Genomic DNA, 12,116 nt, shown 5'->3' on the forward strand with positions numbered 1-12,116 from the left:
GCACGCGCTCTTTGCCTGGCTAGCCTAAATCCGCGGCGGTGATCCAGAACACCTCGCCCTCGGAGTCTTCGGTGTCGAGCCACAGCAGCGGCAGATCGGGATAGGCGGCTTCGATCTGCGGGCGGTCGCGGCCGACCTCGCAGAGCAGGCCGCCTTCCGCCGTCAAATGGCCGCGCGCCTGCGCGAGGATGCGGCGGATGATGTCGATGCCGTCAGCGCCGCCGTCGAAGGCGAGCTTTGGTTCGGCATGGCATTCCGCCGGCAGCGCCGCCATGCCCTCGGCATCGACGTAAGGCGGGTTCGTGATGATCAGGTCGTAGCGGCGGCCCTTGATCGGGGCGAACAGGTCGCCCTGATGCAGCGAGATGCGATCCTCAAGACCGTAGTCTGAAACGTTGCGCGCGGCGACGCCAAGCGCATCCTTGGAAATGTCGACGGCATCGATCGCGGCGTCCGGGAAATGCCGGCTGGCGAGGATCGCAAGGCAGCCGGATCCGGTGCAGAGATCGAGCACGTTCTCCACCGCAAAGGGATCGTCGATCAGCGAGGTACCTTCGCTCTCGCTGCCGCCGAAATGCGAGGCCAGGAGCTCGCCGATGAAGGAGCGCGGCACGATGACGCGCTCGTCGACATAGAACGGCAGGCCGCGCATGTAGATCTTGTTGACGAGATAGGCAGCCGGCTTGCGCGTCGTCACCCGTGCCTCGATCAGGTCGAGGATGGTCTTGCCTTCGGCCGCGGTCACGCGCGCGGTCGCGAAGCTTTCGAACTGCTCGGGGCGCAGATGCAGCGCTTCGCCGACCAGGAATGCGGCCTCGGCCACCGGATCGGTGGTGCCATGCGCGAACACGAGTTCGGCGGCCTGGAAGCAGCTCACCGCGTAGCGCACGTAGTCGAGCAGGGTCTGCAATTCGCCGGCACCGACGTTCGGGAGCCTGGCAGTACCAGCCTTGGGCGATGGCGGCGTCTTGACCGATTTTGCCATCATGCCTTCCAGCGGGCCGCAGCGTCATCGTCGTGGCGCTTGGCCTCGACCCAGCTGGTGCCGTCTTCGGTTTCCTCGCGCTTCCAGAACGGCGCGTTGGTCTTCAGGTAGTCCATCAGGAACTCGGCGGCCTCGAACGCAGCCTGGCGATGGGACGATGCCGTCACCACCAGCACGATGTTCTCGCCCGGCGTGATGCGGCCGTAGCGGTGAATGACGGTGAGGCCTTGCAGGGGCCAGCGCGCCATCGCTTCCTCCGCATGCCGCATGATCTCGGCTTCCGCCATGCCGGGATAATGCTCGAGCGTCAGCGCGGTCAGGGGCCTGCCATGGTCGTTGCCGCGGCAAATGCCGGAGAAGCTCACGACCGCGCCGATATCGGTGCGGCCATGGTGAAGCGCGGCGATCTCGCGCGCCGTGTCGAAATCGTCCTGTTGCACGCGGACGGTGAGGATGGCGGTCATGGGCGCCTCTGGTCCGGCCGCGTCAGCCGCCGGTCATCGGCGGAAAGAACGCGATCTCGCGCGCACCTGAAATCGCTGCGTCCGGCTGCACATGGGCCTGGTCGATCGCGGCGCGAATCACCTTCGGCTTCTCGAAGGCGTAGGCGTAGCCTTCGCCACGATCGGTCAGCCAGGCGATCAGCTCGGACACCGTGCGCACGCTCTCCGGCGGCTCGATCGTCTCCTCGGCCTTGCCGATGCGCTCGCGCACCCAGGCGAAATATTTCACCTTCATCGGGCGTCTTCCTCGATGAGATGATGAATGCCGGCGCGGAAATAATCATAGCCGGTGTAGATGGTGATGATCGCGGAGGCCCAGAGCAGCAGCAGCCCGATCTGGGTCACGACCGGAACCACCATGTCGCCGGCCTCACCGGCGAGCAGGAAGCCAATCGCGACCAGCTGCATCGTCGTCTTCCATTTCGCAAGCTTGGTGACGGGGACGCTGACGCGCAGTGCTGCGAGATATTCGCGCAAGCCCGAGACCAGGATCTCGCGGCAGAGGATCACGATCGCGGCCCACAGGGTCCAGCCGTGGATGATGCCGTCGGCCGCCAGCATCAACAGGCACGAGGCGACCAGGAGCTTGTCGGCGATCGGATCGAGCATGCGGCCGAACGCCGATTGCTGGTTCCAGATCCGCGCGTAATAGCCGTCGAGGTAGTCGGTGATGCCGGCCGCGATGAACACGGCCACCGCGACCCAGCGCAGCCATAACGGATAATCGAGAATCGATTGCGCATAGATGCAGCCGACCACGACCGGTATGGCGGCGATTCGCCCGTAGGTCAGGATGTTCGGCAGGGACATCGAGGTCTTGCTGGTCCCGCGGGTCGTGGCGATGTTCATCCGATGTACCAATACTGCTGTCGCGCGAACGTCAACCATAGAGCAGGATAGCCCCCTGGAAGATGACGAACATATTACGCGAATCGCAATGAAGCCTTTGCGGAGATAGGAACTGATACGCGAGCGGCAACGTGATTTCAGACGTCATTGAGCAGACCAGAATAGAGGGCGCCAGCCTGGCGGGATAGGTCAGATCGCTTCCGCGCCGTGCACCTGGCACCAATGGGCCAGGCGTTCCGTCAGAAGCCGATCCCGGACATAGGGTAGCGCTTCATCCTCGATAGGCTCGATGACCTCCAGCATGAACGCCTCCGGTCCATGCTTGCTCAAAGCGGCCTGCAGACTGGAAAGACGACAGCCACCCTGGCGCAGGGTGAACCACAGCCGGTTCTGGATCTTCTCCAGGTCCGCCGCCCGGCCAATCCAGCGCTGGCCGGTGGTGGTGCAGAGGACGGCATAGATGCCGACGGCGGTCTTGCGTTCCTTATAGGCGGCAATAGCCGCCTTGCGCGTCTCCCGATCCATATTTGCCGATCCGACCAATTAATAACTGCTGCCTCGAAGATACATATTTTATACCCGGGTAAATATAAGTTGAAGCGTAATAAATTTCTGACGCATGTATCCGAGCATTGACACTCTCGACTCCTCACCTGTAAGAATTGTTTGACAGGTGGGGAGAGCAGGCGCGTGCCGACGGAAGGCGATCAACTGCTGGAGAAGCTCGCGGCGCTGGCCAACCCGCACCGCTTGCGGGTGCTGGCCGCGCTGCGCAACAGGGGGCGCACCTATGTCAGCCAGCTCGCCCGCGAGCTCGGCATCAGCCGGCCGCTGCTGCATCTTCATCTGCGCAAGCTCGAGGAGGCTGGCCTCGTTACCAGCCAGCTGGAGCTCTCAGCCGACGGCAAGGCGCTGAACTATTTCGATGTCGCGCCTTTCGACATCAGCCTCACGCCATCATCCATCGCGGCGGCGGTCCTAAGCCTGTCCACTGCCGACCCCTCTATGACACCCGAAGGAGATAAACATGGCTGACAAGGCCGCGATCTTCCTGCTCGTGACGATCCTCATGCTGGTCACGATCATCCTGGTCTTTGGAATGAAATATTTTGCCGCCGTTCGGCAGGCCGGACTGCGACTGGCCAACGAAGACGGCTACCGCCTGCTGGCAGAAAGGACCGCACGGGCCCAGGAGACGAGCGTGGAGCTGCTTGCGGCGCTCAAGAGCAGTCTCGGCGAGATCGAGACGCGGCTCGCCCATGTCGAAAAGGTGCTGAAGCAGGTCGAATGATGACCCCTGAACAACGCACTGAAGAGCTGGCGCAGCTGCAGCGGATGCGGGCGATCTCGCTGATCGAAGCCAGCACCTTGCTCTTGCTGGTTCTGGTGGCCGTGCCGCTGAAACACTTGGCTGGCCTTGCCATCGCGACACGGATCATGGGACCGGTCCACGGGCTCGCCTTCCTGACCTATGTCTGGATGCTGATCCAGCTGGTCTCCGCAGGCGGCTGGTCGCGATCGGAGATCACCCGGCTCGTGCTTGCCGCGTTCATCCCCTTTGGCGGTTTCGTCAACGCGCAGGTGCTGGCGCGGCGCCAGGCGCGGTTGGCTGCGCCGTGATCTATCTGTGGCTGAAGGCGCTGCATGTCGCCGCGGTGCTGTGCTGGACCGGCGGACTGCTGGCAGCGGCCGTCGCCATTGCTGCGCGCCGGGCCTTGCCGGAGGCGGTTGGGCCGGGCCACCGTACTGCGATCGAACTCATCAGCCGCTGGGATCGGCGGGTGACGTCGCCGGCCATGCTGGTGGTGTGGGGTGCGGGGCTTGCGCTTGCCACGCAGGGCCAGTGGTTCGGCTCGCTCTGGCTGACCCTCAAGCTCGGAATCGTGCTCGCTCTCTCCGCGCTCTACGGCGTGCTCTCGGGAACGCTGCGGCGGCTTGCTTCGTCCCAGTCGTCCGAGGTGCCGTCCTGGCTCCGCCATGCGCCGCTCCCGATCGTCGGCGGCGTCACGGCGATCGCCGTGCTCGTCATCGTCAAGCCGTTCTGACGGCGGAGGTCATTGCGGGATGGTGAGCACGGTGCGCCTTCTGCCGTCATCGCCGGCCCAGGCCTGCCTCACCTCCGCAAGCGGAACGGGATCGACCGATATCTTGAAGCCGCCCGGAACGGTGGCATGCAGCAGTTCGCCGGTGGCCGCGATGAGGCGGTCGAACGGGATGCTGCCGATGCCGCTTCCCATCAGCTCGATGGCGGAGGCGCGCAGCACGGCACTCGGCAGCGTGATCTCGGCACCGCTGGCGGAGCCGATCTGGACGAAGCGGATCGGCACCGCATCCGCCGCCGCCTTGGCCGCCGCGATCAGCAGCCGTTCCGCAGTCGGGCCCCAGAGATAGTCGAGCACGACATCGATGCGCTCGGCGAAATGCGGCCTGAAGGCCCGTTCCAGCGCCTCACCATCGCCGGAGAGCGGGATGGTGACGTCAGCTCCGAGGGCGGAGAGCGCAGCCAGGGCCTCCGCGTTGCGGCCGGTGGCGATGACCTTCCTCGCACCGAGATGTTTTGCGATCTGCACCGCGAGCCGGCCCGACGTTCCGGTCGCGCCATTGATCAGCACGGTCTCGCCGGGGCGGAGCCGGGCGCGCTCCTTGAACGCTGCCCAGGACGACATGCCGGGATTGGCAATCGCCGCCGCGGTGACGTCGTCGAGATCGTTGGGGAGGCGCACGCAGTGCGCCTGCGCAACCACGCTCCAGTCGGCCATGCTGCCGTAGGGCGCGCGCGGAAGCGCGAAATAGACCCGCGCACCATCGTCGCTGCGGCCGACGCCGTCGACTCCCGGTACGAACGGAAGGGCGGCGGATCCGCTGTAGTGCATGCCAGCGGCGCGGCCTTTGGTGATCTGGGTGATCGCCGCCGCCGTCACCGCGATGCGGAGCTCGCCGGCTGTGGGATGCGGATCGGGGAAATCTCCATAGGCCGGTGGTTGTCCGAGCGTCTCGACGATGGCGGCTTTCATGATGGTGCTCCGGAAGGATGTGTGTATAATGCACGCATATCGGAGGGCATGGATGTTCGCAAGAAATAATGTGCATAATGCACATATAAGTGAACGGCTGCGCGAGCTTCACGCGGCGCTGCTCGACATCGTGGCCATGATGAATCGGCCGCAGCGCGACGAGTTGCTGATCAAGGAGGCCGGCATCGCGCTCGATCGCGCGCTGTTTCCGCTGCTGGTTGGGATCGAGCGCTTCGGGCCGATCGGGGTGGTGGAGATGGCCGACCGGGTCGGGCGCGACTACACCACCGTGAGCCGGCAGGTCGCGAAGCTCGAGAGCCTCGGCCTGGTGGCGCGGCAGGCCAGCGCCTCCGACCGGCGCGTGCGCGAAGCCGTGATCACCGCAAAGGGCAAGGCGATGACCAATCTGGTCGATGCCGCGCGTGAGCGCATCGGCCGAGCCATCTTCGCCACCTGGGATACAGGTGATGTCGATCAGCTGGTGCGGCTGATGCGGAAATTCGCCGATGCGCTCAATGAAGGGCCGCCGGCCCTATCGTAAGCACGGCGCAAGCGCTGCGCCCTACCAGGGCGACCAGCCCTGCTGCATCGGGCGATAATATTGACCGCCGCGCCAATATTGGGTGCTGCTCCGCCGACGCGGCGCGACGCGCTGCGGGTCCCAATCGTTCTGGTAGAGCGTGCCGTAGCTGCCGTACTCCGCGTCACTGTCGCTGGCGACGTACACATCGGCCGAAGGCTGGCGCGTCTCGAAGCCGCCCTGCGGCTGGTTGCTCAGGACAGCTACGAACTCGGTCCGGTAGTTGGTCTCGCTCGAGAGCGGCTCGTCCGAGACGATGATCGAGGACCGCGGCAATGCGGTTGGCGCGATCCGATCGAGCACCTCCTGCGGGAAGGTGATGCGGTCGAGCGCGTCCTTGGCGTTGTCGCCCTCGTCGATTGTGACCACGGTCCAGCGCAGGCCCGCTCCGCTCTGCGCCATCGCCGTGAACACATGGGTGCCGATCGGCTTGTCGGGATCGCGGATCGTGACCGGAACCTCGATGGAGGCATCGAACTCTTCACCGCCGCCGTCGCGCGCCCGCTTATGCGTGTTGCGGCGTACGTAAAGCTTCCGCGTGGCGCGGCTGATGTAAATTGAGACCGGCTCGAGCGCGAGCCTGGCCTCGGTCGCGGCTTTGGCCGCATCGCTCCGCTTGGCCTCGGCCGCCTTGGCGGAGTCCTTGGCCGTGGCGGCGGCATCGAGCTTGGGTTTTGAATCGGCCCTGGCCGTGTCGAGCTGGGTCGCCACGTCGGTCGCCTTGAGCGTGGCCTTCTGCTTCAGGTCCTCGGCCCGCGCCTTGGCCTGGTCGGTTTTGGCGGCAGCGAGCAGCTTGTCGGTGTAGGCGAGCTCGGCATCGGCGTGGCTCTTGGCCTTTTCCAGCTTGCGCAGCGTCGCGGTGAGCGTGGACGCTTCGCGGGTGGCCTCCGCTATAGTGCGCTTTGCCTCGTCGGCCGCCATCGTGGCTTCTGCCGCCGCCCGGGCGAGCGTCTCGGAACGTCCCGAAGCAGCCGCCAGCGCCTCCGCGTTGGGTTGAAGCAGCGCCGGGTGGGAGAACTCGACCGGAGCTGGGTCATCGGGGGCAATGATCACCCGCATCCCGATCCGGGTCTTGTCGAACAGCCGCTCCGCGAAGCCGTAGGGCATCCGCACGCAGCCATGCGAGGCCGGATAGCCCGGTAGCGGGCCGCCGTGGAGCGCGATCCCGTTCCAGGTGAGGCGCTGCATGTTCGGCATCCAGGCGTCGTCATAGAGGGTCGAATGGTGGTCCTTGTCTTTCTCGAGCAGGGCGAAGACGCCTGCCGGCGTCTCGCGTTCGGTGATCCCGGTCGACACCGGGGCGCGATAGATCCAGCCGTCGGCGTCGTAGAACGTGACTTTCTGCGTCTTGATCGACACGATCGCCATGATCGGCTCACCAGCTGGTCGCGGAGCCGTTGCCTCGGCGGTGGGCGCAGGGCGCGCCTGCCTCGCCGCCGCACCGGCGGTCACCGCCAGCAGCGTGGCCGTCGCCGCCAGCATCGCCATCGCGGGATGTCCCCAGCGCCGCGTGGTTCCGGTGGATGGCGGCGCCGTGACTTGATCGACCATGTCATTCCCCGATTGAATTGCCTATCCACGCATCTCGCGGCAGATCGCGTTTACATGCTCGATCTTGCATTTGGGTGAAGTAAGGCGACCCGGCCTTGGTTCCGGCCATATTTGCGGACCAGTGACCTAATTCGGCTGGCTGTGGAAATACTCGAAAATCTTCCGCGCGCTTTCGGCCGAGACGCCCGGAACCTTGCCGAGATCGGCGATGGAGGCGCGCTCGATCTCCTTCAGCGTGCCGAAATGCAACAGCAGCGCGCGCTTGCGCGCCGGCCCGATGCCCGGGATCTCCTGCAGGCCGGCCTCGCGGATGTCCTTCTTGCGCAGCTTGCGATGCGAGCCGATCACGAACCGATGCGCCTCGTCGCGCAGGCGCTGGATGAAATACAGCACGGGATCACGCGGCTCGAGCTTGATCGCCTCGCGCTCGGGGATGAACAGGGTCTCGCGGCCGGCGTCGCGGTCCGGCCCCTTGGCGACCGACATCAGCGCGACATCGGTCACGCCGAGCTCGGTGAAGATTTCTCGGACAGCGTTGAGCTGGCCGCGGCCGCCGTCGATGATGACGAGGTCGGGCCGCTGCTGAACCTCGTCCTCCTTGGCGCGCGCAGTATCCTTTTCGGACGGCGCAAGCAGCCGCTTGAACCGGCGTTGCAGCACCTCCTTCATCATCGCGTAGTCGTCGCCGGGCGTCAGCCCCTCGGAGCGAATGTTGAACTTGCGGTACTGGTTCTTGATGAAGCCGTCGGGGCCGGCGACGATCATTGCGCCGACCGCGTTGGTGCCCTGGATGTGGCTGTTGTCGTAGACCTCGATCCGCTTCGGCATCTTGGGCAGGCTGAGAGTCGCGGCCATCGCCTCCAACAGCCGGCTCTGCGTCGCGGTGTCCGCGAGCTTGCGCCCCAGGGCCTCGCGCGCATTGGTCAGCGCATGCGCGACCAGCTCCTTCTTCTCGCCGCGCTTGGGCGTCGACACCTCGACCTTGTGCCCGGCCTTGGCGCAGAGCGCCTCGGCGAGGAGTTCGGTCTCCTCGATCTCATGCGACAGCAGGATCAGTCTTGGCGGCGGCTTGTCGTCGTAGAACTGGGTGAGGAAGGCGGCCAGGACCTCCTCGGGCGTGAAGGTCTTTTCCGCGCGCGGGAAGTAGGCACGGTTGCCCCAGTTCTGGCCGGTGCGGAAGAAGAACACCTCGACGCAGGAATAGCCGCCCTCCTGATGGATGGCGAACACGTCGGCCTCTTCGACCGTGCGCGGATTGATGCCCTGCTGCGACTGGATCGCCGACAGCGACGCCAGGCGGTCGCGATAGACCGCCGCGGTTTCGAATTCGAGCTCGCCTGACGCCTTCTCCATTTCAGCCGCCAGCAATTGCTTCACCGCATGGCTGCGCCCGGACAGGAAGTCGGTCGCCTCGCGCACCAGCTCGGTATAGCCGGGGAAATCGATCTCACCGGTGCAGGGCCCGGCGCAGCGGCGGATCTGATAGAGCAGGCAGGGGCGGGTGCGGCTCTCGAAGAATGAATCGGTGCAGGAGCGGATCAGGAAGGCGCGCTGCAGCGCCGTGATGGTGCGGTTGACGGCGCCGGCCGAGGCGAAGGGGCCGAAATAGCGCCCCGGCCGCGACTGCGCGCCGCGGTGCTTGAGGATCTGCGGCGCCCAATGATCGCCGGTGATCAGGATGTAGGGGAACGATTTGTCATCGCGCAGCTGCACATTGAAGCGCGGCTTTAGCTGCTTGATCAGGTTGGCCTCGAGCAGCAGCGCCTCGGTCTCGGTCGTGGTCGAGACGATCTCGACGTTCACCGTCGCTGCGATCATGCGCAGGATGCGCGCCGGCAGCGGCGCGTTGGGCCTTGCATAGGACGACAGGCGCTTTTTGACGTTCTTGGCCTTGCCGACATAGAGCACGTCATTGTTCGCATTGAGCATGCGATAGACGCCAGGCGAGGTCGGTGCGAGCCGCACCGCCTTCTCGATCGCCTCATGGCCGATCGCCAGCGGGCCTTCGGCAACCGCTTCGGTGCTCTCCTCCGTCAGCTCGGGCAGGCGTCCTTCATCGTCCTCGTCGGTGGACGAGGCGGCAGGATCGATGTCGGGCGCTTCCAGGGTCTGAGGCGGCAGGTCCGCCGCAGCGGCGCGCCTGGTCTCGGGCGCGGGCGCCTTGGGCGGATCGGAGCTGTGGGTGGTCATGATCTACGAATTTAAGCCTTGGCGGCGGCTCACGCCAGCATCGGTGCGACCGCCATTCACAGGCGCGGCGGTAACGGTCCGTTAAGGACGTTAAGCGGCCGGTAACCGGGCTTAATGAGGCTTTAACCTCAAACTCTCGATAAATCTTCACGAAAAAAGCTGGAGTTCCGTAACCATGCCGGTCGAACGCCGCGCCATACAGGCACGCGCGGAGCGGCAGGTGACGGTGTCGCGTGGAGTTGACGATGAACAGGTTGGTTACGGGTGCGGTCGCCCTTGGCGCGCTCGGAGCGGTGTCGGCGCAGGCCGCTGATCTCAATTATGCGCCGCGCGGCTACACCCTGAATCAGCCTCTCAACGCCTATAGCTGGGCCGGCCCGTATCTTGGCGGCACGCTCGGCTACGCCTGGGGCGAGGTCGGCAACAATCCGACCAAGCCGTCGGGGATCACCGGTGGGATCGAGGCGGGATATAATTGGCAGACCGGGCCCTGGGTGTTCGGCGTCGAAGGCGATATCAACCTGACCGGCGCCAACGATACCTTCGCGCCGTGGAAGTTCTCCAATCCGTGGTTCGGCACGTTGCGCGGCCGCGCCGGCTATGCCTTCAGCAACATCCTGTTCTATGGCACTGGCGGTCTCGCCTTCGGCGAGCTGCGCGGCGAAACCTTCGGACTGTCGGAATCGCATTCGACGGTCGGCTGGACCTTGGGCGCAGGCACCGAGTTCGGGCTGGCGCAGAACTGGACCGCCAAGATCGAATATCTCTATGTCGATCTCGACAGCAGCAATTTCGTGGTCACGGGGGCGAAGAACGACTATCGGTTCGGAGTGGTGCGCGCAGGCATCAACTTCCATTTCTGATAGGAAGAAGAAACGGCAACAACATGGACTTCCGGCCGCCGTCAGCGGCCGGAAATTTTTTTGGCACGACGACGCCTGTGCGAATTCGGCAACCGTGTTGCCTCGCATAAGAGCCGGCTCTGCCGCCTGCGGCTCCCAGGTTCAATCGACTAATAAAAGGACGTTCGTATTCTTCGCCTGTCGCCTTCGCCGGCCGCATCCACGGCGGACGAATGGCGATCCGGGACGCTACGACGACAGCACCAGGTTGACCGCTTTCGGGCCCTTGCCCTTCTTGTCCGGTTCAACCTCGAAGCTGATCCGCTGTCCTTCGGTCAAATCCTTCAACCCGGCACGCTCCACTGCCGTGATGTGCACGAACACGTCGCGCCCGCCATCGTCCGGCTTGATGAAACCGTATCCACGCTCACCATTGAAAAATTTGACCGTACCAGTCATGGCCATCGGGAACTCCTCCCCCGCAATGCTTCCTCCACTGCGCGACCTGCGCAGGGTCCGACCGGACATCACTTGAACGGAAAGCGTGGCCACCTTAACGAGCCGGCATCACACATACCGGGTCATTTGGATCTTGTTCGGCCTTGATCACCCCGCCGCAACCATTCGCGGAAGCGGAACGTAAAGCCAGTCTTACAATCGGCTAGTTTAATACGGTTCCGCGCCGATTGACTACGGATTTTCCACTAATTGCCGGGCGAAGCTTTCGGGAACTCAAGCCGGAAACGCGCCGTGCCGCCCTGGCCAAGCGGTTTCTCCAACTCATGCAAAATAGTCCTGAGCTCGTCGTACAAGGTCCAGGGCGGGTTAACGACCAGAAGCCCGGTCGAGGCCAGCCCCTCGCCGGCGATCTGCGGCGCGACACTGAACTCGATGCGTAGCAATTTACCGGGCGGCTTCGCCGCCGCAGTAAGATCCGCCAAACGCTGAGCCAACTCATCAGTCGCGCGCCGGCTCTTCGCCGGATACCAGATCAAATACACACCGGTCGGCCATTTTGCGAACGCGGCCGCGAACCGCTCACCGAGGCGCTCGAACTCATCCTTTGCTTCGAAGGGCGGATCGATCAGCACCAGTCCGCGCCGCTCGTTCGGCGGCACGAAGGCCGGCAGCGCCACCCAGCCATCGAGATCGACGATGCGAGCCTGGGTATCGCGCCGGAGCGCATCGATCAGATGCTTGCGCGGGATCGGCGCGAGCTCGCAGGCGGTCATGCGATCCTGCGGCCGAAGCATGGCGCGCGCGATCAGCGGAGAGCCGGGATAAGCGACCAGCTCGGCTCTGGGATTGAAGGCCCTGACGATGTCGAGATAGGGCGCAACCAGCGGAAGCGCAGAATCGGAAAAGCGCGCTTGCATGATGCGGGCGATACCCGTCCGCCATTCGCCGCTGCGGCTGGCCTCCTCGCTGGTGAGATCATAGAGGCCCGCGCCGGCATGGGTGTCGATCACGCGGAAGGCGGCCTCCTTCTCCTGCAGATAGATCAGGATGCGCGTGAGCACGATGTGCTTGATGACGTCGGCGAAGCCGCCGGCATGAAAGGCGTGACGATAATTCATCGACGTGAGTTACGATGTCCTGGGA

At 64.7% G+C, this 12,116-nt stretch carries 16 protein-coding genes; 6 read left to right on the forward strand and 10 right to left on the reverse strand.

Going from position 1 to position 12,116, the window contains the following annotated elements:
* Positions 1 to 19: 19 nt before the first annotated feature.
* The 5 genes from prmB to ACQR1W_RS14280 form a co-directional block, all read right to left on the reverse strand.
* Positions 20 to 988 carry a 50S ribosomal protein L3 N(5)-glutamine methyltransferase gene (gene prmB / locus ACQR1W_RS14260; RefSeq protein ID WP_434851368.1) on the reverse strand — a complete coding sequence of 323 codons (969 nt, stop codon included), beginning with the start codon at positions 986 to 988 and terminating at the stop codon, positions 20 to 22.
* Positions 985 to 1,449: a molybdenum cofactor biosynthesis protein MoaE gene (locus ACQR1W_RS14265; protein ID WP_008971339.1), complete on the reverse strand. Its 465-nt coding sequence runs from the start codon at positions 1,447 to 1,449 to the stop codon at positions 985 to 987. The genes prmB and ACQR1W_RS14265 overlap by 4 nt, the downstream gene beginning before the upstream one ends.
* Positions 1,450 to 1,471: 22 nt before the next feature.
* Complete coding sequence (gene moaD, locus ACQR1W_RS14270; RefSeq protein ID WP_434851369.1) at positions 1,472 to 1,723, reverse strand: molybdopterin converting factor subunit 1; 252 nt, start codon at positions 1,721 to 1,723, stop codon at positions 1,472 to 1,474.
* The gene (pgsA, locus tag ACQR1W_RS14275; RefSeq protein ID WP_008971337.1) at positions 1,720 to 2,337 is read right to left on the reverse strand and encodes a CDP-diacylglycerol--glycerol-3-phosphate 3-phosphatidyltransferase; all 618 of its coding nucleotides are present in this window, start codon (positions 2,335 to 2,337) and stop codon (positions 1,720 to 1,722) included. The genes moaD and pgsA overlap by 4 nt, the downstream gene beginning before the upstream one ends.
* A gap of 189 nt (positions 2,338 to 2,526) precedes the next feature.
* Entirely contained in the window at positions 2,527 to 2,862 is a 336-nt protein-coding gene (locus tag ACQR1W_RS14280; RefSeq protein ID WP_434851370.1) for a GIY-YIG nuclease family protein, read from the reverse strand.
* A gap of 165 nt (positions 2,863 to 3,027) precedes the next feature.
* On the opposite strand from ACQR1W_RS14280, the gene ACQR1W_RS14285 reads away from it, so the two are divergent.
* The 4 genes from ACQR1W_RS14285 to ACQR1W_RS14300 are packed head-to-tail and all read left to right on the forward strand — an operon-like array spanning position 3,028 to position 4,382.
* Positions 3,028 to 3,372, forward strand: coding sequence for an ArsR/SmtB family transcription factor (locus tag ACQR1W_RS14285; RefSeq protein WP_434851371.1), 345 nt, complete (start codon positions 3,028 to 3,030; stop codon positions 3,370 to 3,372).
* On the forward strand, positions 3,365 to 3,628 hold the full coding sequence (locus ACQR1W_RS14290; RefSeq protein ID WP_434851372.1) for a hypothetical protein: 264 nt from the start codon (positions 3,365 to 3,367) through the stop codon (positions 3,626 to 3,628). Before ACQR1W_RS14285 ends, ACQR1W_RS14290 begins: the two co-directional genes overlap by 8 nt.
* Positions 3,628 to 3,957 (forward strand): DUF3817 domain-containing protein, encoded by a 330-nt coding sequence (locus ACQR1W_RS14295; RefSeq protein WP_434851373.1) that lies wholly within the window; start codon positions 3,628 to 3,630, stop codon positions 3,955 to 3,957. The genes ACQR1W_RS14290 and ACQR1W_RS14295 overlap by 1 nt, the downstream gene beginning before the upstream one ends.
* On the forward strand, positions 3,954 to 4,382 hold the full coding sequence (locus tag ACQR1W_RS14300) for a CopD family protein (protein WP_434851374.1): 429 nt from the start codon (positions 3,954 to 3,956) through the stop codon (positions 4,380 to 4,382). Before ACQR1W_RS14295 ends, ACQR1W_RS14300 begins: the two co-directional genes overlap by 4 nt.
* Before the next feature lie 9 nt (positions 4,383 to 4,391).
* Here the strand turns inward: ACQR1W_RS14300 and ACQR1W_RS14305 are convergent, their stop codons facing one another.
* A complete protein-coding gene (locus tag ACQR1W_RS14305) occupies positions 4,392 to 5,351 on the reverse strand; it encodes a quinone oxidoreductase family protein (protein ID WP_434851375.1) in 960 nt (319 codons plus the stop codon).
* A gap of 52 nt (positions 5,352 to 5,403) precedes the next feature.
* Here ACQR1W_RS14305 and ACQR1W_RS14310 point away from each other — a divergent pair, with 52 nt between their 5' ends.
* Positions 5,404 to 5,892 (forward strand): MarR family winged helix-turn-helix transcriptional regulator, encoded by a 489-nt coding sequence (locus ACQR1W_RS14310; protein WP_434851376.1) that lies wholly within the window; start codon positions 5,404 to 5,406, stop codon positions 5,890 to 5,892.
* 21 nt (positions 5,893 to 5,913) lie between these two features.
* On the opposite strand, the gene ACQR1W_RS14315 is transcribed toward ACQR1W_RS14310, so the two are convergent.
* Both ACQR1W_RS14315 and uvrC read right to left on the reverse strand, forming a co-directional pair.
* Entirely contained in the window at positions 5,914 to 7,482 is a 1,569-nt protein-coding gene (locus tag ACQR1W_RS14315) for a L,D-transpeptidase (protein ID WP_434851377.1), read from the reverse strand.
* Positions 7,483 to 7,608: 126 nt separating this feature from the next.
* The gene (uvrC, locus tag ACQR1W_RS14320; RefSeq protein ID WP_434851378.1) at positions 7,609 to 9,672 is read right to left on the reverse strand and encodes an excinuclease ABC subunit UvrC; all 2,064 of its coding nucleotides are present in this window, start codon (positions 9,670 to 9,672) and stop codon (positions 7,609 to 7,611) included.
* 245 nt (positions 9,673 to 9,917) lie between these two features.
* Between uvrC and ACQR1W_RS14325 the strand changes: the two genes are divergently transcribed.
* Positions 9,918 to 10,535 (forward strand): outer membrane protein, encoded by a 618-nt coding sequence (locus ACQR1W_RS14325; protein ID WP_434851379.1) that lies wholly within the window; start codon positions 9,918 to 9,920, stop codon positions 10,533 to 10,535.
* A gap of 228 nt (positions 10,536 to 10,763) precedes the next feature.
* Here ACQR1W_RS14325 and ACQR1W_RS14330 read toward each other — a convergent pair whose 3' ends face one another.
* On the reverse strand, positions 10,764 to 10,979 hold the full coding sequence (locus tag ACQR1W_RS14330; protein WP_006612991.1) for a cold-shock protein: 216 nt from the start codon (positions 10,977 to 10,979) through the stop codon (positions 10,764 to 10,766).
* Positions 10,980 to 11,218: 239 nt separating this feature from the next.
* The gene (locus ACQR1W_RS14335) at positions 11,219 to 12,091 is read right to left on the reverse strand and encodes a 23S rRNA (adenine(2030)-N(6))-methyltransferase RlmJ (protein WP_434851380.1); all 873 of its coding nucleotides are present in this window, start codon (positions 12,089 to 12,091) and stop codon (positions 11,219 to 11,221) included.
* Between the last annotated feature and the right edge of the window lie 25 nt (positions 12,092 to 12,116).

The organism is Bradyrhizobium sp. HKCCYLS1011 (genome assembly GCF_051167795.1).
GTDB lineage: Bacteria > Pseudomonadota > Alphaproteobacteria > Rhizobiales > Xanthobacteraceae > Bradyrhizobium.

Bases quoted from the DNA above. Each gene is read 5' to 3' on its own strand.
- prmB (WP_434851368.1), bottom strand. From the start codon at position 988: ATGATGGCAAAATCGGTCAAGACGCCGCCATCGCCCAAGGCTGGTACT.
- ACQR1W_RS14265 (WP_008971339.1), bottom strand. From the start codon at position 1,449: ATGACCGCCATCCTCACCGTCCGCGTGCAACAGGACGATTTCGACACG.
- moaD (WP_434851369.1), bottom strand. From the start codon at position 1,723: ATGAAGGTGAAATATTTCGCCTGGGTGCGCGAGCGCATCGGCAAGGCC.
- pgsA (WP_008971337.1), bottom strand. From the start codon at position 2,337: ATGAACATCGCCACGACCCGCGGGACCAGCAAGACCTCGATGTCCCTG.
- ACQR1W_RS14280 (WP_434851370.1), bottom strand. From the start codon at position 2,862: ATGGATCGGGAGACGCGCAAGGCGGCTATTGCCGCCTATAAGGAACGC.
- ACQR1W_RS14290 (WP_434851372.1), top strand. From the start codon at position 3,365: ATGGCTGACAAGGCCGCGATCTTCCTGCTCGTGACGATCCTCATGCTG.
- ACQR1W_RS14295 (WP_434851373.1), top strand. From the start codon at position 3,628: ATGACCCCTGAACAACGCACTGAAGAGCTGGCGCAGCTGCAGCGGATG.
- ACQR1W_RS14305 (WP_434851375.1), bottom strand. From the start codon at position 5,351: ATGAAAGCCGCCATCGTCGAGACGCTCGGACAACCACCGGCCTATGGA.
- ACQR1W_RS14310 (WP_434851376.1), top strand. From the start codon at position 5,404: ATGTTCGCAAGAAATAATGTGCATAATGCACATATAAGTGAACGGCTG.
- ACQR1W_RS14315 (WP_434851377.1), bottom strand. From the start codon at position 7,482: ATGGTCGATCAAGTCACGGCGCCGCCATCCACCGGAACCACGCGGCGC.
- uvrC (WP_434851378.1), bottom strand. From the start codon at position 9,672: ATGACCACCCACAGCTCCGATCCGCCCAAGGCGCCCGCGCCCGAGACC.
- ACQR1W_RS14325 (WP_434851379.1), top strand. From the start codon at position 9,918: ATGAACAGGTTGGTTACGGGTGCGGTCGCCCTTGGCGCGCTCGGAGCG.
- ACQR1W_RS14330 (WP_006612991.1), bottom strand. From the start codon at position 10,979: ATGGCCATGACTGGTACGGTCAAATTTTTCAATGGTGAGCGTGGATAC.
- ACQR1W_RS14335 (WP_434851380.1), bottom strand. From the start codon at position 12,091: ATGAATTATCGTCACGCCTTTCATGCCGGCGGCTTCGCCGACGTCATC.